This is a genomic window from Belliella baltica DSM 15883, assembly GCF_000265405.1.
Lineage (GTDB): Bacteria > Bacteroidota > Bacteroidia > Cytophagales > Cyclobacteriaceae > Belliella > Belliella baltica.
Window position 1 is genome coordinate 2,106,094 of the sequence record NC_018010.1, and the last position, 18,921, is coordinate 2,125,014.

At 41.5% G+C, this 18,921-nt stretch carries 22 protein-coding genes; 3 read left to right on the forward strand and 19 right to left on the reverse strand.

The genetic code is table 11. The features are described from left to right. Positions 1 to 2 precede the first annotated feature (2 nt). The 17 genes from BELBA_RS09745 to BELBA_RS09820 all read right to left on the reverse strand — a co-directional run bounded on the left by BELBA_RS09745 (position 3) and on the right by BELBA_RS09820 (position 15,846). The gene (locus BELBA_RS09745; RefSeq protein WP_014772537.1) at positions 3 to 635 is read right to left on the reverse strand and encodes an NAD(P)H-dependent oxidoreductase; all 633 of its coding nucleotides are present in this window, start codon (positions 633 to 635) and stop codon (positions 3 to 5) included. 211 nt (positions 636 to 846) lie between these two features. After that, positions 847 to 1,761: a bifunctional molybdenum cofactor biosynthesis protein MoaC/MoaB gene (gene moaCB / locus BELBA_RS09750; RefSeq protein WP_014772538.1), complete on the reverse strand. Its 915-nt coding sequence runs from the start codon at positions 1,759 to 1,761 to the stop codon at positions 847 to 849. A gap of 171 nt (positions 1,762 to 1,932) precedes the next feature. Next, positions 1,933 to 2,379, reverse strand: coding sequence for a molybdenum cofactor biosynthesis protein MoaE (locus BELBA_RS09755; RefSeq protein WP_014772539.1), 447 nt, complete (start codon positions 2,377 to 2,379; stop codon positions 1,933 to 1,935). 167 nt (positions 2,380 to 2,546) lie between these two features. Beyond that, positions 2,547 to 2,708 (reverse strand): hypothetical protein, encoded by a 162-nt coding sequence (locus BELBA_RS19660; protein ID WP_157466079.1) that lies wholly within the window; start codon positions 2,706 to 2,708, stop codon positions 2,547 to 2,549. Positions 2,709 to 2,806: 98 nt separating this feature from the next. After that, positions 2,807 to 3,892 carry a HesA/MoeB/ThiF family protein gene (locus tag BELBA_RS09760; protein ID WP_014772540.1) on the reverse strand — a complete coding sequence of 362 codons (1,086 nt, stop codon included), beginning with the start codon at positions 3,890 to 3,892 and terminating at the stop codon, positions 2,807 to 2,809. 3 nt (positions 3,893 to 3,895) lie between these two features. Then, entirely contained in the window at positions 3,896 to 4,123 is a 228-nt protein-coding gene (locus BELBA_RS09765) for a MoaD/ThiS family protein (RefSeq protein ID WP_014772541.1), read from the reverse strand. Positions 4,124 to 4,162: 39 nt separating this feature from the next. Next, on the reverse strand, positions 4,163 to 5,665 hold the full coding sequence (locus BELBA_RS09770) for an MFS transporter (RefSeq protein WP_014772542.1): 1,503 nt from the start codon (positions 5,663 to 5,665) through the stop codon (positions 4,163 to 4,165). A gap of 41 nt (positions 5,666 to 5,706) precedes the next feature. After that, complete coding sequence (gene mobA / locus BELBA_RS09775) at positions 5,707 to 6,294, reverse strand: molybdenum cofactor guanylyltransferase (RefSeq protein ID WP_009034398.1); 588 nt, start codon at positions 6,292 to 6,294, stop codon at positions 5,707 to 5,709. Continuing rightward, complete coding sequence (locus BELBA_RS09780; protein WP_235062791.1) at positions 6,291 to 7,046, reverse strand: sulfite exporter TauE/SafE family protein; 756 nt, start codon at positions 7,044 to 7,046, stop codon at positions 6,291 to 6,293. Before BELBA_RS09780 ends, mobA begins: the two co-directional genes overlap by 4 nt. Beyond that, entirely contained in the window at positions 7,030 to 8,205 is a 1,176-nt protein-coding gene (locus BELBA_RS09785) for a molybdopterin molybdotransferase MoeA (protein ID WP_009034396.1), read from the reverse strand. The genes BELBA_RS09780 and BELBA_RS09785 overlap by 17 nt, the downstream gene beginning before the upstream one ends. A gap of 458 nt (positions 8,206 to 8,663) precedes the next feature. Beyond that, entirely contained in the window at positions 8,664 to 9,644 is a 981-nt protein-coding gene (gene moaA, locus BELBA_RS09790) for a GTP 3',8-cyclase MoaA (protein ID WP_014772543.1), read from the reverse strand. Positions 9,645 to 9,651: 7 nt separating this feature from the next. Beyond that, entirely contained in the window at positions 9,652 to 9,906 is a 255-nt protein-coding gene (locus BELBA_RS09795) for a DUF6755 family protein (protein WP_009034394.1), read from the reverse strand. A 5-nt stretch (positions 9,907 to 9,911) separates the two neighbouring features. Then, positions 9,912 to 10,424, reverse strand: a complete 513-nt coding sequence (locus tag BELBA_RS09800; RefSeq protein ID WP_009034393.1) for a QcrA and Rieske domain-containing protein — start codon at positions 10,422 to 10,424, stop codon at positions 9,912 to 9,914. A gap of 12 nt (positions 10,425 to 10,436) precedes the next feature. Then, positions 10,437 to 10,889, reverse strand: a complete 453-nt coding sequence (locus BELBA_RS09805; protein ID WP_245531049.1) for a 4Fe-4S dicluster domain-containing protein — start codon at positions 10,887 to 10,889, stop codon at positions 10,437 to 10,439. A 132-nt stretch (positions 10,890 to 11,021) separates the two neighbouring features. Further along, the gene (locus BELBA_RS09810) at positions 11,022 to 13,253 is read right to left on the reverse strand and encodes a molybdopterin oxidoreductase family protein (RefSeq protein ID WP_014772544.1); all 2,232 of its coding nucleotides are present in this window, start codon (positions 13,251 to 13,253) and stop codon (positions 11,022 to 11,024) included. Between the two features lie 24 nt (positions 13,254 to 13,277). Beyond that, on the reverse strand, positions 13,278 to 14,333 hold the full coding sequence (locus BELBA_RS09815; RefSeq protein ID WP_009034390.1) for a hypothetical protein: 1,056 nt from the start codon (positions 14,331 to 14,333) through the stop codon (positions 13,278 to 13,280). 172 nt (positions 14,334 to 14,505) lie between these two features. Beyond that, positions 14,506 to 15,846, reverse strand: a complete 1,341-nt coding sequence (locus tag BELBA_RS09820; protein ID WP_014772545.1) for an MFS transporter — start codon at positions 15,844 to 15,846, stop codon at positions 14,506 to 14,508. Positions 15,847 to 15,988: 142 nt separating this feature from the next. On the opposite strand from BELBA_RS09820, the gene queD reads away from it, so the two are divergent. From queD to BELBA_RS09835, 3 genes are all read left to right on the forward strand, one after another. Next, entirely contained in the window at positions 15,989 to 16,396 is a 408-nt protein-coding gene (queD, locus tag BELBA_RS09825; RefSeq protein WP_014772546.1) for a 6-carboxytetrahydropterin synthase QueD, read from the forward strand. A 514-nt stretch (positions 16,397 to 16,910) separates the two neighbouring features. Continuing rightward, entirely contained in the window at positions 16,911 to 17,141 is a 231-nt protein-coding gene (locus BELBA_RS19665; protein ID WP_157466080.1) for an SH3 domain-containing protein, read from the forward strand. Positions 17,142 to 17,228: 87 nt separating this feature from the next. Then, positions 17,229 to 17,651 (forward strand): hypothetical protein, encoded by a 423-nt coding sequence (locus BELBA_RS09835; RefSeq protein WP_169315102.1) that lies wholly within the window; start codon positions 17,229 to 17,231, stop codon positions 17,649 to 17,651. Positions 17,652 to 17,827: 176 nt separating this feature from the next. On the opposite strand, the gene BELBA_RS09840 is transcribed toward BELBA_RS09835, so the two are convergent. Together BELBA_RS09840 and BELBA_RS09845 are read right to left on the reverse strand one after the other, a co-directional pair. Continuing rightward, entirely contained in the window at positions 17,828 to 18,142 is a 315-nt protein-coding gene (locus tag BELBA_RS09840; RefSeq protein ID WP_041779309.1) for a hypothetical protein, read from the reverse strand. A 4-nt stretch (positions 18,143 to 18,146) separates the two neighbouring features. Then, on the reverse strand, positions 18,147 to 18,782 hold the full coding sequence (locus BELBA_RS09845) for an HPP family protein (protein WP_041779601.1): 636 nt from the start codon (positions 18,780 to 18,782) through the stop codon (positions 18,147 to 18,149). Positions 18,783 to 18,921 lie beyond the last annotated feature (139 nt).

Below are 18,921 nucleotides of genomic sequence, written 5' to 3' on the forward strand. Positions count from 1 at the left end.
ATTTAAATTTTGACAAATAATTTATCTTTTGGTCTCCTGACTTTCTTGGCAATCACCATGTGGTCAGCACTGTCATCTCTGTAGCCTAAGGCTAACAATGATGAAGCACCTAAACCTTTTTCCTTTAATCCTAAAATCTCGTCTACTTCAGCTGGATTGAAACCTTCCATTGGTGTACTATCGACTTTTTCCTCTGCAGCAGACACCAAAGCTGTCCCCAATGCAATATAAGCCTGCTTAGAAGTCCAGTTGAAAATTTCTGTTTCAGATTGGTTTGTGAAGTGGTCTTTCAAAAAATTGGCATACTGAACTAGAGCTCCTTTTTCCATACCTCTTTCTTCATAAACCATATCAAAGTATGCATCGATTTGCTCGGCTGTGATGCTTTTCCATGCAGCAAACACCAGAAGATGTGATCCTTCAATGACTTGCGGTTGCTTCACAGCTGAATTGAAAAGTTTTTCTCTGGTCTCCTTATCTTCAAGGACCAATACCGTGAATGGTTGTAAGCCATTTGAAGTAGCGGTCAATCTGATAGATTCCAAGATGTTTTCTAGTTTTTCAGCAGGAACTTCCTGCCCATTCATTCTTTTGGCTGCATAGCGCCAATTCAAACTGTTTATTGTAGTACTCATTTTATTTGCTTTATTAATTGATGTATATACATTTAATAGGGTCAAATAGTTCACAAATTGTAAAAAATTAGCAGAGTCAATTTCGTTTAGATGAAACTATAAATTGATTTAGAACTATTCCAAAGTTGGATTAAAAATGCGAACAAACGTTGGTAAATCTGAACTTTGAAAAAGTCATTCTTAACCAAATTGACTGTAAGAAGCAGGGTTTTCAATGTCTATACTTTGGTCCTTCCAATACTTTGAATATGTGTAAAACAGCAGGGAAGATGGCGTCCATGGATTCTTCGGCGCCTTTGGTAGATCCTGGTAGGGCCAGTACGAGCGTATTGCCAATGAGTCCTGCGACAGACCTGGAGAGCATGGAATAGGGCATACGGGCTTGCCCAAAGCTGCGGATGGTCTCTTCAATGCCGGGTACTTCCCGCTCTATCAGCGGTCTGATGGCCTCAGGGGTTACATCTTTGGGTGAAAGTCCTGTACCTCCTGTAAAGATGACCATGTCCATACCTGCATCAACAAATCCTTTGAGCTTGCTTTGGATCTTTTCTTTTTCGTCAGGGATGATGGAATAATCTTCAATGCTGACTTTTAAAGCTTCTAATTTTTGGATAATGACTTTACCTGCCTGGTCTTCTTTTTGACCTGAAGCTATGCTATCCGAACAGACAATTACAGCGGCTTTGAGGTTTTGCTCCTTGTCTTTGGCATAATCTGTTTTTCCCCCTTTTTTCTCGATCAATTTGATCTGCTCTATGCTGATGTTTTTGTCTATGGGTTTGAGCATGTCATACATGGTCAGGGCCACCACAGATGCAGCATGCATGGCTTCCACCTCCACGCCTGTTTTGTAGATGGTGTGGATTTCTACCAAGACATAAATCTCCAAACCTTTGATTTCGTAATTCACGGAAGTAAACTCAACAGGAAGAGGATGGCAATCCGGAATCATGTCAGCAGTACGCTTGGCAGCAAAAAGTCCCGCCACCTTGGCCATTTCAAATACATCTCCCTTGGGCACTGTTTTATTGACCACAGCGGCGATGGTTTCGTCCGAACTCACTTTAACAATGGCCTGCGCTATGGCTTTTCTAAGGGTGGTGGATTTGTGGGTGATGTTGATCATTGTATTTTTAGGTTAGAGAGAATTGTATTGAGATAAAATTGAAATAAGGTGGAAATATGGTGGAAATAAAATAGAAATAGGGTTGGAATAATGTGGAATTATTTCGTCGAACCTGCTTGCTAGTAGGAATGGGCATGTTTCTACTATATTTCGCCGAAGGCATATATCTTTTTAAGTATTCACCTTCCACTCAGATTTTTCATTATCCAGGATTTCCTTTCCCCAGATGGGCAATTCTTTTTTGATGCGCTCGACGAGTTCTTCACAGGCATCGATAGCAGCTTTGCGATGTTTGGAGGAAGTAAAGACAAAGAGGCAGATTTCTCCTGTTTTGACCTCGCCCAAGCTATGGTAAATATGCATGCAGGTCAATGGATATTTGGCAAAGATGGCTTCACGGATTTCGAAGGCTTGCTGCAAAGCCATGTCTTCATAGGCTGTATATTCGATAGCCACTACCGAGCCCTCTTCTTTTTTATCAGCTCTAACCTGTCCGAGAAAGATGCTATGTCCGCCAATATCTGTTTTTGTGCTGTGATTGGCGATGGATTTCGCGATTTTATCAGGAGAGATTGCTCCTTCTACAAATATGTTTTTTGGTGTTCTTTTCTTTTCCATGGTTTTTTTATTTAGGCCACAAAGGCACTAAGTTAATAATGGTTTTGGCCACAAAGGTACTAAGGCACTAAGGTAATATTGGTTTGGGCTTTTTGGAGTTTCTTTTTGATAGAAATACGGTGGAAATATTATAGAAATATTGTTGAAATAGGGTTTGTCTTCGTGTTTCATTCAGGTTTTTCGAAGCATATTTCCATTCTATTTCTACTATATCCCGAATCACTTCGCTCTCGGGATCTCCATTTCACTCCGATTTCGCCGAAGGCATATTTCAATATCCACCAATATCCAATATCCACTAATATCCTTTCTTCTATATCCCGAATCAATTATCTCCTCTGGTTTGCGCAAGAGCTCTGGGCTGAAAATATTTCGCCGAAGGCATATTTCTACTGTATTTCGCGAAGCATATTTCAATATCTAATATCTACTTTAAATCCCCAAAATATCTAATAATTCCCCCCTCAACAGATTGAATATTTTTATCCGGAAACTGACTTTTGACCATGTCGACGGCTTTCAGGCTTCTGCTACCTGATTGACAGAAAAGGAGGATGTTCTGAAAGGATGCTAGCTGACTTCTGGAATTGGGTAAGTCAGCTAAAGGAATCTGGAGGTGGTCAATATCGTCCAGTTCCGGTTGTTCCCCATGTTCCCGAACATCCACCAACACGGACTGATTGGCGTTTTTCAATAAGCTCAAAGCAGCTTCCCAATCCGTTTGTGCACTCAAGCCACAGAAGTCCTGATAGTCCATTTCTTGGAGTTCGGAATGGTTTTTTGGCCTGCTTTGATTGCTGCCTGGATTTTTGGCAAGTTGAACCTGATAGGAATTGTGGTTTTGCAGGTCGTAGAAGAGCATTTTGTCTTCAAGAGAGTCCCCATATCCAGTCAGGTATTTGATACATTCTGCAGCCATCCACGTTCCGATGATCCCTGGTAGCACACCCAATACACCTGTTTCATTGCAGTTGGGTACTTCACGAGCTGATGGTGGAGTGGGGTAGAGATCCCTGTAATTAATAGAATGGCGTCCTTTGGCATTGAAAATAGCTACTTGTCCCTCGTGCTGATAGATGGCTCCGAAAACCAAAGGTTTGCCAGCGATCAGGCAAGCATCATTGACCAAATACCGCGTGGGGAAATTGTCCGAACCATCTAAGATCAGGTCGTAGTTTTTGATGATGCCCAGAATGTTTTCTTTCGTCAGGAAATAGGGGAAAGCTTCTACCTCTATGTCATCGTACTTTTTCTGAATGATTTCGGCAGCAGATTCAGCTTTGTTTTTTCCGAGATCTTCTTTTCCGAACAGGACCTGTCTGTTAAGGTTGGAAAGTGAAACCAAATCTCCATCTATGATGCCGATTTTTCCGATTCCTGCTGCGCTGAGGTAAAGCAAGGCCGGGCAACCCAAACCGCCGGCACCTATGATCAGAACTGAAGTTTTTCTGAGTTTTTGTTGTGATGCGGGACCAAAGCCAGGTAGTATATATTGTCTTTCAAATCTATCCATGGATCATCCTCCGGAGAATGGTGGCAGCAAAGCTACCTCAGCACCTGTGGCTATGCTTATATTTTCGTTGACTTGTTTTTTATCTATGGCAATGCTGAATTTAAGGTCTTTCAATGCGGGGTATTGTTGCTGCAAATAGCCCAATAGGATATCCGTATTTGGAAAATCTTCAATTTCTATCTCCTGCTTTCCAATGATCTCTGCTATTTTTCCGAAGGCTAATAGTTTCATAATAATGTTACTTGGCTTTTTTCAAAGATAAACATTCTTTCACTCCACCCGATCAATTTTATGGGCGATTTCTGGAGATTCAGTTTTGACTATGTTTCTTGTGACTCTTAGCATCCAAAACAAACACACTACAGAAAGGATAAACATCAGGATCCAACTGCTGGTCCAAAGGCCTGTCCAGTCCAACAAATAGCCAAATAGGATGGGACAAACAAAACCTCCCAAACCTCCGATTACCCCAACCATACCACCAACGGTTCCCACTTCATTGGGGAAATAGTCTGGAATAAACCTGTAAACTCCCGCTTTGCCTATTCCCCAAACTATCCCAATCAACAATACCAATACGGCATACACCCACATGTTTGCTTCAAAAGAAATCTGTGTAACCCCTTTTGCTAACAATTCTTTTTTTCCAACTTCCTGTCCAGGCCTTACTACCGGTTCTTGCCAGCTATATTTATGTGGTAAAAAAGAAGCAGTAGCGGATGGATCATTCATTCGCTCCATTGCGTCATCTTTTGAAGCCAGCGCATAATTTCTATTCCCCACTTCAATTGCTTGGTCTGTAACTCCACTTACTTCACCAGCCTGTGTAGCCATGATGCCCTTTCCAGGTGTAATGATGTCCATTTTGGGAACCATCAAAAGAGCCGCTAAGATAATCGACCATCTAAAAGTCCCCAACATGACTCTTCTTGCACCTAACTTGTCACTCATCCACCCACCAAGTACACGAATCACTCCGGAAGGAAAGGAGAATAAGGAAGCAAATAGTCCGGCTACAACCAAGCTTGCTCCATATACATTGACAAAGTATGGTACGAGCCATTGGGCAAAAGCTACGAAGCAACCGAATACCAAGAAGTAATAAAAGCCAAATCGCCACACGCGGATGCTTTGAAGCGGTTTTAATATCACTGCCATGGTTCGTGCAGGGGCGTTTGATTTTTTATTGACTGAAAAGAACATAAAAACCAATGCCATCACAACCAAAACCCCGGCATAGTACTGAGGCAAAAGCCTCCAGTTTTCAGGATTTAATCCATTAGCTGTGAAATTATTCAAAAGGGTAGGAGCCAATAGGGTGGTCAATGCCGCTCCTGCATTCCCTGCACCGAAAATCCCCAGTGCTCGACCTTGCCAGCTTTTTGGGAACCAGACAGAAGTATAGCCTATACCAACTGCAAATCCAGCACCGGCAAATCCAAAGAAAAAACTGAGGACTGCGTAAAACATGAAGCTGTCCGCAAAAGAAATCAGGTACATGGGGATGGCGCAGAATAGTAACAAAGCAGCAAAAATCCATTTCCCTCCATATTTATCCGTAAGAATTCCCAAGGGAAGTCTGAAAATTGCTCCTGTCAAAATCGGGATTCCCAAAAGCCAGCCAATCTCTACAGGACCCCATTCAAAAATTCCATTGTCGGTCAGGTAAGTCACCATGACCCCGTTGAAAGTCCAAACAGCAAAGCAGATAGTGAATGCCAAGGTATTCAAAAAAAGCATTCTGTAGGAAAGAGAGTTGATTTGTTCCTGCATAGTTTTGAGGTTTTAGTTTTTTCCTTTACCGTTTAAGATAATCAATGATTTTTCTTCAGCCAAGTTGCAGCTTGGGCTATGTCTGTTGGCGTGTTGATATTTATAAATTCTATAGGGCTTAATTTATGGCGTTCATCCAAAGCGAAAAATTGATGGGGCTTTTCTTGGATGAAACTTTGAAGTTTTAATTTATCGTTGACCACATGCTCTTCAACGGCGGAAATTAAGCTTTCTGGGTATACTCCTGGAAAGGGGAGTGTTCTGTCTTTTAACCTTGAAACTGTGATGTAGTTTTCTCTGGATTGAGTGATCAAAGCATTCAAAGTTTCTGTCTTTAAAAAAGGCATATCACAGCTTAAAAGGCAAACGTTATTTCCCTTAGCATTAGTCAAAGCGGTTAATAACCCTCCAAGTGGGCCTTTCTCTGGGATAGTGTCTTCAATAACTTTCAGGTCAAACTGCCGATATGCAGGGTCATGTGCGATTATTCGAAGAGGGTAGGGAAGAGTACCTATTGATTCGATCAAATACTGAATCATAGGCTTACCAGTGATTTTGACCAGACCTTTGTCACTGCCCATTCTACTGCTTTTTCCGCCTGCCAAAATGTAAATTTCTAATTCTTTCATGCCCAAATTAATTTTATAGCAGCAAAGAAAAGGACGGTTGTAAGGATGTATTTTACAACATTTACATTGAAGCGCTTTGCTCCCAAATAAGCGCCAATCGCTCCTCCAGCTACAGTCAAGGGCATCAAATACCAAAGCTTAGCATCGATGGAAATATTTACTGCATCAGCTCCTATGTATCCAGCTACTGAGTTGAAGAAGATGAATAAGGCACTCAATGCAGCAGTTTCTTTCATTGAGGTCCAACCCAGCATTAGCAAGATGGGAGATAGGATGATACCACCTCCTATGCCGATCAAGCCAGAAAAGAAACCTATCGAAATGCCTAATATTGGTGCCATCCACCATACTCTTTGAATTACCCGCTCTTTGGCTATTGGGAATACATTTAAAAAACGTAGGATTGGGAAGAACAAAAGCATCCCTAATATTTGCTTGTATAGAACAGTATCGACTAAAATCGTTCCCCCTAGGTATGCAGCAGGGATAGAAAAGATAATTAGAGAAAGGAATAGGTTAGTAGGAAATGCAACTGTTTTCCGATATGCTAAAAATGCAAGCAGGGATACCACCATATTCAGCATCAAAGCTGTAGGTCGAATCTGCTCTGGAGCAAAATTAAAAAGTGCCAAAAACATCAGGTAGCTACTGGCGCCACCATGCCCAACTGCCGCATAGAGGAATGCAGCCAAAGGCATCAAGACGAATAGCATAATCCAAGCCTCGTCCATGTTATTACCAATGATACACATTTATCAAAGAGCCTGCCGCCATCTCTTCAGTTTCTTCTGCAACTTCAGCAAAACAGTCAGCTGCTCCAAAGGAGATCAGATTGAATGATTCCTGCCCAGTCAAGATGTGCACCTGGTTATTTTCAATCTTGGCTTTTAGGAAGAAAGTGAGTCCCGCTTTTCTTTTTAGAGGTTCGGCCAAAGGAAGCTTTGCTGTAGGTTGCCAGGAATTCTTATGCCCCATGTATTGTAAAAGTGATGGCTTGACATATTGATTGAAACAAGTAATGACAGAAGCAGGGTTACCTGGTAAGGCGAAGATTAATTTTTCACCCAAAATCCCAACGTAAAGGGGCTTCCCAGGTCTTTGTTTTATTTTGTAAAATAATTCCTCAACTCCTGCTTTTGTTAATCCTGTTTTTACATAGTCATAATCTCCGACAGAAATACCGCCAGAAAGAATCAGGATATCAGCGTTTGCAAGGGAGTTTTCTATGGCTTTTTGCAATTCATGTGGTTCATCAATGGCTTGCGTACTCTGCACCTCCTCTACACCTAAGGTATTTAAGTAACTTTGCAGAACAGGTCCATTTGAATTGTAAATTTGGCCAAAAGATAGGGGCTTTCCCAGCTCTTGCAATTCGTTTCCAGTGATAATTACCGCAACTTTTGGAGGGCTGTACACAGGAATTTCAGCAATCCCCACAGATGCTAAAAGACCTATGCCGCCGGGGTTGATTAGCGCACCTTTTTTTAAAATAATACCTCCAGCTTCCGTCTGAGCTCCTTTTAGACGAACGTTGCTGCCTCTTGTGAAGCTGCTTTTGTCAAATGTAATTTGATTTCCATCTCTTTCAACCCATTCTTGTGGGATTACAGTATCCGCTCCTTTAGGTATCGGGGCTCCGGTAAAAATTCTACTGGCTTGGCCTTTTTGCAATACATGAAATTCACCATCTCCAGCAGCTACTTCTGATACCACTTGCCATGGCTCTTGCTGATCATCCCAGCTAATAGCGTAGCCATCCATCGCTGAATTGTCAAAAGAAGGAACTGCAATCGGGGAATGAATGTCTTTGGTGCAGATCAAGCCTATGGCTTTTTCGAGCGGTAAAATGTTAGATTTCGCTGAAGGGGTGTGCTTTTGAAGTATTGATTTAGCCTGATTGACTGAGATCATATTTGTATTTTACTAAAATGGGCTTCTTCTATTTTTTCTTTTTGGAACTTCTTTGACTGATTAGTCTTACTTTGTCAAAGTAGCAGATTAGATCAACCTGCCAGGTTTATAAGCTAAAGCAGGGTTAGAGGTTAGAACTACATCTTTTCAATCATATATCCATCATTTTCCAAAACCAACTTTACCCAAAATATCCAATAGTATTTCTATTTCTAAATATTTCAATTGTATTTCTACCATATCCCGAATCACTTCGCTCTCGGGATCTCCGTTTCACTCCGATTTCGCTAAGCATATTTCAATATCCCAATATCCAATATCTCTTAATATCCATTAATGTCATTTATTTCGAAGAATATCTATTTCTAAATATTTCAATTGTATTTCTACCATATTTCAAAAACAAACTTCCCCTCAAAATATCCATCAATATCCACTAATATCAATTAATATCCTTTTTATCCCCCAATCTTAATCATACTACGATTTTCGATTTTGTCAGCTTCAGCCTTTTGGTAATCAGGGGAAAATTGACCGCCTAATGCAGCATGTTTGTTGTATAGAGAGAGTCGAATCAGTGGTTCAATTTCCTTACCCGCTCTCAGGGTACCGAGAAGATCCATTTCTTCTTTTCCGAAAAGGCAGTTTTTCATTTTGCCATCAGCAGTGATTCGCATACGATTACAACTACCACAAAAATGCTCGCTCATAGTCGTAATAAAAGCAAAAGTGCCTTCATGACCAATTGCTTTGTATTTTTTGGCCGTGGCATGGGGTTCGTCCTTGAGTTTGACTACATCAAACTCTTCTTTGACCATATCTAACATTTTCTGAGCAGTCAGCACCTTCGAACTATCCCAAAGATTGCCAGCAAAGGGCATAAACTCTATGAACCTTACATGAAGGGGAAGTTCTTTGGTGATTTTTACAAAATCCAAAAGTTCATTTTCAATAATACCATTAAGTGCAACTACATTGATTTTTATACGAAAATCATGTTTTAGAAGTAATTCTATGTTGTCCCAGACTTGTTGGAATTTATCCCTTTTGGTTAGCTTGAAGAATGTTTCTTGCTTGAGAGAATCCAAGCTTACATTCAATGACCGGATACCGGCTTTTTTGAAAAGACCTAAATATTGATGAACCAAGACCCCATTGGTTGTAAGGGTGAGTTCTACAGGAAGTTTTGCCAATCGTTCTACAATTTCGGCAAACTCCTTGCGAACCATTGGTTCTCCTCCTGTCAGTCTGATTTTTTTCACACCTAGTGAAACGAATATTTTGGCAATGGTCTCGATTTCATCCGGCTGCATCAGATGTGCATTGGGCATGCACTGGATATTTTCCTCAGGCATACAATAAGTACAACGGAAGTTGCAGCTATCTGTCAGAGAGATTCTTAGGTAATCATGTACACGTTGAAACCGATCTTGGAGCATGTTGCTTTTATTCTTTGATTTTGGGTTTTCTTGGCTCAGGTAAATAGCGTAAAAGCCAAGCTGCTGCTATAAACAAAACTGATGACCCGATAAATGTTCCCAATGCGATATTGAAATTATCGGTCAGGGCATTGTTTAATGCCGAATATAAGAACCAAATCTGAATACTGACCAACAGAATCAGTAATAGCGTGATGCCTGTCATCAGGGTATTGGTTTTATTAGGGTGTGCTTCTTTTTGGGAATATCTGAAATTACTCATATCGTTTAGGCTTTATGGCTTTTAGCTTTGACAAACACTTTCCCATTTTCAATCACTACTTCCAATTGAGGCAAAGGTCTAGGAGGTGGACCCTGGGTCACAACACCAGTTTTGGGATCAAAATAGCCCTTGTGACATGGACACTCAATCAAATTTAAATCTTTTCGGTAAATGACTGCACAGGCCAAGTGCGTACATTTCTGTTCAAAGGCCCTCCATTCTCCATCTTCCAAATGGATCAGAATATAAGGAATGACCTTATCGCCCTCAATCTCAAATTGGAGCATTTCGCCCATAGGAACTTGACCTTCTTCACAAATGAAATGCTGGCCTTCCAGTTCTTTTTCAGGAAAGGCGATGCTTTTGAGCACAATAGCTCCATTTCCAAGGGCAAGTGCGCCGGAGAATAGGGTGAGGAACTTGGCAAACTCTCTTCTGGAAACGTGGGTAGCTTCCTCCTTGTCTATAGGGAAATCATTTTTCCACTGTGGTGTTTCACCTGCTTTTTCTTCTTTCATAGTACTGGCTGATTATTGCACTTTGAGGTAATTGCTGCCTTTCGGCATCATAATTTTTACTTTGGTCTTTACTTCCTGCTCCCCGAAGAAAAAGGTGTCAACAGGAACACTGTCAGGTCTCTTTTTCTCGATTTCTTCTCTGGTTCCATAAAACAGTGCCTGTGAAGGGCAAACTGTAGCGCACATCGGTTTTTTACCTGCTGAGGTACGGTCATAACACATGTTACACTTCATCATCAGTTCAGCTTTTTCCTGTTTTTGCGGAACTCCAAAAGGACAGGCCAACACGCAGTTAGAGCAACCGATACAGCGGGATGTCTCTGCGGTATGAACTACACCAAATTCGTCTTTGGAAATGGCATCTGCTGGACAGACATTGGCACAGGCAGGGTCTTCGCAATGCATACAGACTTGAACGGTAGTCTGCGTAGAAACAGCCCTTTCCACATAGTGAATATGGATCATGCTTTCCTGGCCGTTGGTTTCACATTCAGCGCAGGCCATTTCGCAGGCATGGCAGCCGATACACCGCTGCATGTCAATGAAAAATCCCATTTGCTGGTCATATTTTGTACTACTAGGCATAATTGATGTGGTTTATGGTTTTAGGGTTTCGTGGCTTTGAAATGCCAATGAATCAGTGGCTGGGGCAGCCCATTTTTTGAGCGGCTCCAATTTGCAGGCACAGACTTTAAATTCCGGAATTTTGGATACAGGATCCAATGTGCCAATGGTCAATTGATTGGCAGATTGGCTGCCTCCCCAGTGGTAGGGAATAAAAACTGTGTCGGGCCGGATAGTCTCTACAATTTGGGCAGGGAAAACGGCTTCTCCTCTTCTGGTAGATACCCTGACCAATTCCCGCTCCTTGATGCCAAACTGCTGGGCCAAGCTTGGATGGATCTCCAAAAGCGGTTCAGGGTATTGGTCTACAAGTTTGCCGATTCTTCTGGTTTGCGTTCCAGACAGATATTGGGACACTACCCTTCCTGTGGTGAGGGTCACCGGGAATTCTTTATCGGTCACCTCAGAAGGTTCCCTGTAGGGTACTGCATTGAAGTGAGCTTTTCCATCAGGGGTTTTGAATTTTTTATCTTCCCAAAGTCTAGGGGTTCCTGGATGGTCTTCGGATGGACATGGCCAGAAAATGCCCATGTTTTCCTCGATTTTTTTGTAGGTAATGCCGTAATAATCCGCCGTGCCTCCTTTGGAAGCTACCCGGAGCTCGTTGAAGATGTCTTCAGCTTTGCTGTAATTAAACTTGTCACCTGCACCTAATCTTTGTGCCAGTTCTATCAGGATATCACTATCTTTTCTGGCTTGGCCTGGAGGAGTGATGGCTTGGTTGATTTTTACTACCCTACCTTCGGCTGTGGTTACCGTGCCGTCTTCTTCTTCGTGTAACGAACCCGCCATGATGACATCCGCATGCCGGGCAGTTTCATTGAGGAAAAAGTCTATGCACATATAATACTCCAGTTTTTCCAGTGCTTCTCTCACAAAATTGTTATTAGGAAGAGAAACGAGGGGGTTGAAACAGATGGAAATCAATCCTTTGATTTCTCCTCTATGAATGGCCTCTATAATTTCGTAGGCAGAGAGACCTTTGCCGGGAATTTCTTTTTCTTCTACGCCCCAGACTTCAGCGATGTATTTTCTGTGCTCGGGATTGGTGATGTCTCTATTGCCAGGCAATTGATCACATTTATGTCCATGCTCGCGACCTCCTTGCCCATTCCCTTGACCTGTAATGGTTCCATATCCGCAATATGGCTTTCCAATACGGCCGGTAGCCAATACAATATTGATACAGCTGACCACATTATCCACCCCTTTGGTATGGTGCTCAATGCCTCTGGCGTGTAGCAGAAAGGAAGTATCTGCTTTGCCCCACCATTCGGCGGCCAGTCTGATTTTTTCTTTATCTATGCCTGTAGTCGCTTCTGCCCAGTCCAGATCATATTCTTTAACTGCGTCTATAGCTTCTTCAAAACCACTTGTATGGTTATCTATAAAGTCGTGATCTAGCCAATCATTGTCTACCAATTGCTTGAGAATGGCTCCAAAAAGTGCCGAGTCTCTGCCAGGTTTAACGGGCAGATGCAGATCAGCAGTTCTGGCTATAGGCGTAACTCTTGGATCCACCACGATCAATTTAGCTCCATTGTCCCTAGCTTCCCATATGTAGTGGGTAAGGGTAGGGAAGCACTCACTGATATTGGTTCCTGCTATGATGATCACTTTGGCATGCTTCAAATCTGCCCAGGAATTGGAAATTCTATCCAAGCCAAAAGCTTTCTTGTTTCCTGCCCCCGCTGAAACCATACAAAGCCGGCCATTATAGTCAAGGTTTTTGGTTTTGAGTGCCAATCGGGCAAATTTACCCACCATGTAGCTCTTTTCGTTGGTCAGAGATACGCCGGATAGCATGGCAAAGGCATCATTACCATAGGTAGATTGAATTCTTTTGATTTCATTGACGGTACGGCCCATGGCTGATTCCCAGTCAATGGGTTCAAAACCTTTGCCTTCTACGCGTTGAAGAGGGCTTAATATTCTATCCGGATGGTTGTTTTGCAGGTAGCGTTGTACACCTTTGGGACAGAGCCTTCCTTCGTTGAAAGGAAATTCCATCCAGGGTTCAAAGCCTGCTATCTGATTGTCTTTTACCTTGAGCTGTATACCGCACTGCATGCCACAAAAGCAGCAGTGGGTTTTGACCAATCGGTCAGGTTCATTGGATCCTTCGAAACCACCCAATGGGGTGTAGTTCTTTTTGGGACCGTATTGTTTTATGATTTTTTCAGCGGAAACTGGTAGTTTGGCCATAATGGGATTATTCAGAATTATTGTTTAACCGAAGAATTTTCCAGAAGCTTGTCTGGCCTCGAAATGTGCTTTTGCCAGGGCAGACCTTTTTCCTTCGGGAGAGAGGTCTAAATGGCTGCTGCCATCAGCAAGTGTAAAGTCAAAGCCAACTTCTTTGGTAACTCTTTTGAGATCATTGATGTGTGTTTGAGTGGCAAACTCTTCTTTGGTATGTGGGCAGACTGCCATGCCTCGTTTTTTTCCTTCAATTTTATACAAGTTTGCTCCAAGTTGGGCCAGCCTCTGGAAAATGTGAAAGAATTTTCCGAAAGGCATCCAAATCAAAAAGAGAATCACTGTGATGGCATGGGTTACGGCCATAAACTGGTGCGTCCTTCCATCCAAAAAGGTGTAATCGTAACCTATACCCAATCCTGTTACCGAAATAGCGATCAACAAGACCAAGGGAAGCCAATCGCCTTCCAATGACTGGGTTGCGATTACTCCACCATCTTTCACTCTTCTTTTCATCATGATCACTGCTCCGATGATGACAGGGAAAGAAGTCAGGAATAAGGCTTTGAAGGCTAATATTGATATTAGTCCTCCCAATTCAAAAGAGCCTACTTTGAATCCGAAAAAATTGGCATTGTAGATTTCATAGCTTCCGGGCTCCAAGGTGAAATGTATCCATCCAAAAGTCAATGGGACGGTTATGGCAAAAGACAACAGACATCCTGTGGCCAATAAAAAGTGTCCCCACCATCTGGTTCTGCTTCTGTAGGCTATAAAACGCTGAAAAAGGATGTTTCTAAATAGAAGATACACGGATCTGCTGGCATAAGTGATAAAATCCTTGCTGAATAAAAACTGCATACTACGTCTCCAGTAAAGCCGAGTGGGTGGTCTTTGTAACCACACAGAATAACGGTAAGCTATTCCAAAAACGGCAAAGATGGTTCCGAACAGGTAGGCGATAAGCGCTGCATCAAAATTTTGCAGATTCCTGGAACCAATAAACACCAAAATCACCACTGCCAGAGCGGCAATGGTGGCTTTGATAAAGGCTACCCGGTTTAGCGTTTGAAATAATTTCAGCATAGTGTGGTTCTATTAATAATGATTTTGTGAGTATTATAGTCTAGTAAAGAAATTTATATTTTGACAAATCTTTTCGAAAGCCCCGATATCAATCAATTGCTAGAATCCATTACTTTCAAACATTCTGGACATCATTTGGCTTCTTGAATTCACTTTACACCTAAAGCATTTATTATGAAGGTCTCTCAGCTCCTTTTCTATCGTAGAAATACCAGTTGATAACTGTCGCGAGGACCAGGAAGATAGCAAGTATCCAGAAGAAGCCTTCTGCATGGCCAGTGCTCCCGATAAAGGCACCAAGGGCCAAGGAGAATATAAATGGGCCATATGCCGCAATTGCCGCTGTCCAACCAATTACCCCGGCCGCTTGTCTAGGGTTATGCTTAAATATAATAGGAAATTGTCGAAAAGTCGAGGCATTTCCGATTCCTGTGAAAAAAAACAAGGCCATCATGGTGCCCACAAAGAGTGGAAACTGCTCCATTCCCGTTGGATTGACCAATCCAAATGAAAGCAAGACGATCACTCCGCCTAAGAGTCCTACACCTGTTATAGTAGTCAAAACAGCCCCGCCGGTTTTATCTGCCACAAATCCAAAAAGAATTCTGGATGCAGAGCCCACTAAGGGCCCGTAAAAAGCATATTTCAATGGATCCAAGCTGGGGTCAAAGCTGCCATAAAGTACCTTCATCAGCAAGGGGAAGGCAGCTGAAAGTCCAGCAAAAGTACCAAAGGTCATAAAGTAGGTGATGGTACAATACCAGGTATGTTTGTCTCCAAAAATATCCAACTGTTCTTTGAAAGAGGCTTTGATTGGAATACTTTTTAGGTATTTCCAACTAATGATACCCATGATGATCAAAAGAGGAGCATACCAAAAAGCACCACTTTGCAGGTAAATCTCTTTTGAAACCACTTCTCCTGTTGCCTTATCTACACTTTGGAAAAGCTGAGGTGCTCCATATAAGGCTACTCCGATCATGACAGGGGTCATGAACTGGGCTATGCTGACACCAAAATTACCGATGCCTGCCTGAATTCCCAAAGCTGTTCCCTTTAACCTGGCTGGGAAAAACATATTGGTCGATGGCATAAAAGAAGAGAAATCTCCTCCTCCAAATCCTGCCGTAAGGGCAAGAACTACAAATACCCAGAAAGGTGTTCCAGGATTCATCACTGCCAAACCAATCCCAATCACCGGGACAAGTTTAAGTATTGTAGCTACTGTAATGGTATGTCTGCTGCCATAGATCGGGATCAGGAATGTATGGACAATCCTTAAAGTTCCTGCAGCCAGTCCGGGGAGAGCAGCAAGCCAAAACAGTTGGTTATCTGTGAATGAAAAGCCGATACCCGGTAGTCGGGTGACGATAGCGGACATCATAAACCAGGTACAAAACGACAGGGTCAATGCGATAGTAGTGATCGTGAGGGTACGCCAAGCAATTTTTTTTCCGGTTGATTCCCAAAAATCGTTGTCTTCAGGATTCCATTCTTTCAGCCAAGTAGCCATAGTTTTTTGCTTTTATTGGAAGCAAAGGTAATTTACTAAAACACAACAAAAGATGACAAAAGTCATAAAGAATGATGATACAAATGAAATGAAAACCTTTGCATTTAAAGATAAATTTGTCTTTTAAATAAAGGTTTAAATTATGTTGAGTATTACAAAAATTTTCACATTTGAAGCAGCGCACCGGATTTCAGATCATGATGGAGCCTGCAGTCAACTACATGGGCATAGCTATAGTCTGCATGTGACAGTATCAGGAGATGATTTGAAAAAGGACATGCTGCTGGATTTTAAAGATTTGAAGAAAATAGTACAAGAGGAGGTGATTGAAGTATTTGATCATGCCCTTCTTTTAAAAGAATCCGAAAAAAACCTGATTGATTTTGAAAAAATTGGCCAGAAGATTTTTTGGATGCCTTATGAACCTACGGCAGAACGGATATTGCTTTGGATGAAAGATAGGATTGCTCCCCAATTGCCTTCCCATGTAAAATTGGAAGGTTTGACCCTCTATGAAACTGCGACTTGCTATGCAAGATGGAAAGATTGATGACCGTATTCTGCTGTTAGGGATTTGCAATCCCGAACCTAGATAAAGAGGATTTCAAATCCTCTTTTCCGGTTTAGGGTAAAATGAAATTTAAAATTCACGTTATCTGTACCTCGAAATTGCAAATTTCGAGGAGCAAGGATAAGATAAAGTTCTGCCGTCCACAGCTGGCTTATGGCGGGCGTGGTTTTGGTTTTGTTGATGGTGAGAATTGGATGATTACCAGATTGATAAAATAAGTATTATCTATGGTTCTCTGTGAAAATATTATAGGAATTGTCTCAATTGAACTAGTGTACAATGGTAAAAAAGTTTGAAAGAATGTAAATCTATTGGCACAATAATTGAAAATGTGATTGGATAAACCAACAACTTAGCTATGCTTTTAATTTCACAATTCTTATCACGAAAAAAGATTGGTGCCTTATTTTTAAAATCCTTTTCAAGGCAAAAAAAAATTCTATTTAGTTTTGTTGCATTCTCCTTTTTTTTCTCCAGCTCCTTTGCTCAATCCATGTATGTCAGCTCCACTGTTGGAGCAAACTTAAGAAATGGGCCTGGAACTGATTACAATGTGATCAGTACAGTTGGGTACAACAATCAGGTAAAAGTAGTCGGGAATGAAGGTTCCTGGAAAAGAGTCGAATACAATGGGAATACAGGGTATATCAGCTCTTCTCTGCTTAGCGAAAAGCAAGGCAGGTCCTCTCAAAATAATTCATCTTATTCGAATAGGGGCAGTTGAGGTGCAAGAACATCAAGCGTTGCGAGAGGTGCTTCCGGATATACTACTGCTATTGGTTTGAGAGGTGGATTTACCTCTGGAGTTTCTTTGAAACACTTTATCAGTTCGAGAGGTGCTCTTGAATTCGTTGTTGGTTCTCGATGGCATGGAGTTTCCATTTCGGGGATGTATCAGATGCATCAATCTGGAGCCTTGGGAGTGCCTGAACTTTCATGGGTATATGGACTCGGTGCAAGGGTAGGTCATTATGATAGGTATTACTATTATTATGGCTATAGAGGTCCGGGAAATTGTCAGGATCCGAATAATCCGAGATGTTACCCCTATTATAACCGCTATCGTACAGGTGGGTTTACAGCAGTGGGATTACTGGGGATTGGAGGTTTGGAATATAAATTTAAGGATATCCCATTTACGCTCGGCATAGACCTTATTCCTTATTTTTATTTCAACCATTGGGGAGGGAGTTTTATAGATGGAAGTATTTCAGTCCGTTATATTTTGAAGTAGATACTGGCTGTTAGGGCTGCCCAGCTGCCAGCTGTTCCCAGCCGTTCGGGATTTGCAATCCCGAACCTAGATAAATAGGATTTGTAATCCTTTTTCCGGTTTAGGGTAGAATGGAATTAGAAATTCCTTTTAACTGTACCTCGAAATTGCAAATTTCGAGGAGCAAGGATAACGGTTCAAGTTTTCCCGGAACCAATTCTGATATTTTCCCAAAACATCTCGGTTGACTTTGGAATAGCTGAATTAAAATCACTCTTAATTTTCTCTTCAAAATCAATTCCTACAAGGTAAAATGCGAGATCCAGGCTTGAAAAATGGGTTCGGTATTCATCCCGAATCTCTGCCACTTCTCTAAGACAAAGATTGGCTGTGGGGTTGTTGTCAGGAAGGTATGTCAAGTTTAATTCTTTTTGTATTGAATTGGTCATATCCTGAAATTCCCCTGCCTGAATTTTTTGAAGTAGATTTTGAAGTTCAGAGGTATTAGCCATTTGCTTAAAATTCAGTCTGTTTGGTTTCCTTTTTCCAAAAATAGACTTTCTCTCCATATTTTAAAGGCCGGATTTCTTCATCTCTGTATGGATAAACCCTGTTTTTGGATAAATTATTAAATAAAATAGCCATTACAAAAAGAATGATGATACCGGTCAGGATCGGGTTGATGACATAAAAGTATCCCATTGATTTGATTTCATCCGAACCGATGTTGGCAATCAAGGCAATGGCACCCCCGGGAGGATGTAAAGTTTTGGTGTATTGCATGGCCAGAATAGCCAATGAAACAGACAATGCAGGTGAAAACCAGATCATTGATTCAATGTAAAAAAACTTATAAACTGTAACTCCAATAACTGCCGAGATTAAGCTTCCCAAGAATAAATTTCTGGGTTGAGCAAATGGACCGTGAGGATTGCCGAATAATATGACTGAGGTGGCTCCAAATGCTCCAATCAAAAATAAAATATCCGAATTGTCATCAGTGTGGAAGAGTCCTTGAAGGATGCCTATAGTACTTAAACCTAAAAAGCCACCAAAAAAAGACCATGCATTATCCCTTGGGTTGTGTCTCGTTTCTTTATAGACAATGTATCGGGCTTTTTGGAAGGACTTTTTCAGCTTTTTCTTTTTCATGGCTGCAAAAATAGGCAAATTGCCTTATGTCATGTTTTAAACCATCTTAGATTTCAAAAAATGACCAAGGACCAACCTAAGCTGTTCGGGATTTGCAATCCCAAACCTAGATAAATAGGATTTGTAATCCTTTTTCCGG

What these genes read in the sequence shown, in the direction of transcription:
- BELBA_RS09745 (WP_014772537.1), bottom strand. Translation starts at nt 635, where the DNA reads ATGAGTACTACAATAAACAGTTTGAATTGGCGCTATGCAGCCAAAAGA.
- moaCB (WP_014772538.1), bottom strand. Translation starts at nt 1,761, where the DNA reads ATGATCAACATCACCCACAAATCCACCACCCTTAGAAAAGCCATAGCG.
- BELBA_RS09755 (WP_014772539.1), bottom strand. Translation starts at nt 2,379, where the DNA reads ATGGAAAAGAAAAGAACACCAAAAAACATATTTGTAGAAGGAGCAATC.
- BELBA_RS09760 (WP_014772540.1), bottom strand. Translation starts at nt 3,892, where the DNA reads ATGGATAGATTTGAAAGACAATATATACTACCTGGCTTTGGTCCCGCA.
- BELBA_RS09765 (WP_014772541.1), bottom strand. Translation starts at nt 4,123, where the DNA reads ATGAAACTATTAGCCTTCGGAAAAATAGCAGAGATCATTGGAAAGCAG.
- BELBA_RS09770 (WP_014772542.1), bottom strand. Translation starts at nt 5,665, where the DNA reads ATGCAGGAACAAATCAACTCTCTTTCCTACAGAATGCTTTTTTTGAAT.
- mobA (WP_009034398.1), bottom strand. Translation starts at nt 6,294, where the DNA reads ATGAAAGAATTAGAAATTTACATTTTGGCAGGCGGAAAAAGCAGTAGA.
- BELBA_RS09780 (WP_235062791.1), bottom strand. Translation starts at nt 7,046, where the DNA reads ATGTGTATCATTGGTAATAACATGGACGAGGCTTGGATTATGCTATTC.
- BELBA_RS09785 (WP_009034396.1), bottom strand. Translation starts at nt 8,205, where the DNA reads ATGATCTCAGTCAATCAGGCTAAATCAATACTTCAAAAGCACACCCCT.
- moaA (WP_014772543.1), bottom strand. Translation starts at nt 9,644, where the DNA reads ATGCTCCAAGATCGGTTTCAACGTGTACATGATTACCTAAGAATCTCT.
- BELBA_RS09795 (WP_009034394.1), bottom strand. Translation starts at nt 9,906, where the DNA reads ATGAGTAATTTCAGATATTCCCAAAAAGAAGCACACCCTAATAAAACC.
- BELBA_RS09800 (WP_009034393.1), bottom strand. Translation starts at nt 10,424, where the DNA reads ATGAAAGAAGAAAAAGCAGGTGAAACACCACAGTGGAAAAATGATTTC.
- BELBA_RS09805 (WP_245531049.1), bottom strand. Translation starts at nt 10,889, where the DNA reads ATGATCCATATTCACTATGTGGAAAGGGCTGTTTCTACGCAGACTACC.
- BELBA_RS09810 (WP_014772544.1), bottom strand. Translation starts at nt 13,253, where the DNA reads ATGGCCAAACTACCAGTTTCCGCTGAAAAAATCATAAAACAATACGGT.
- BELBA_RS09815 (WP_009034390.1), bottom strand. Translation starts at nt 14,333, where the DNA reads ATGCTGAAATTATTTCAAACGCTAAACCGGGTAGCCTTTATCAAAGCC.
- BELBA_RS09820 (WP_014772545.1), bottom strand. Translation starts at nt 15,846, where the DNA reads ATGGCTACTTGGCTGAAAGAATGGAATCCTGAAGACAACGATTTTTGG.
- queD (WP_014772546.1), top strand. Translation starts at nt 15,989, where the DNA reads ATGTTGAGTATTACAAAAATTTTCACATTTGAAGCAGCGCACCGGATT.
- BELBA_RS19665 (WP_157466080.1), top strand. Translation starts at nt 16,911, where the DNA reads ATGTATGTCAGCTCCACTGTTGGAGCAAACTTAAGAAATGGGCCTGGA.
- BELBA_RS09840 (WP_041779309.1), bottom strand. Translation starts at nt 18,142, where the DNA reads ATGGCTAATACCTCTGAACTTCAAAATCTACTTCAAAAAATTCAGGCA.
- BELBA_RS09845 (WP_041779601.1), bottom strand. Translation starts at nt 18,782, where the DNA reads ATGAAAAAGAAAAAGCTGAAAAAGTCCTTCCAAAAAGCCCGATACATT.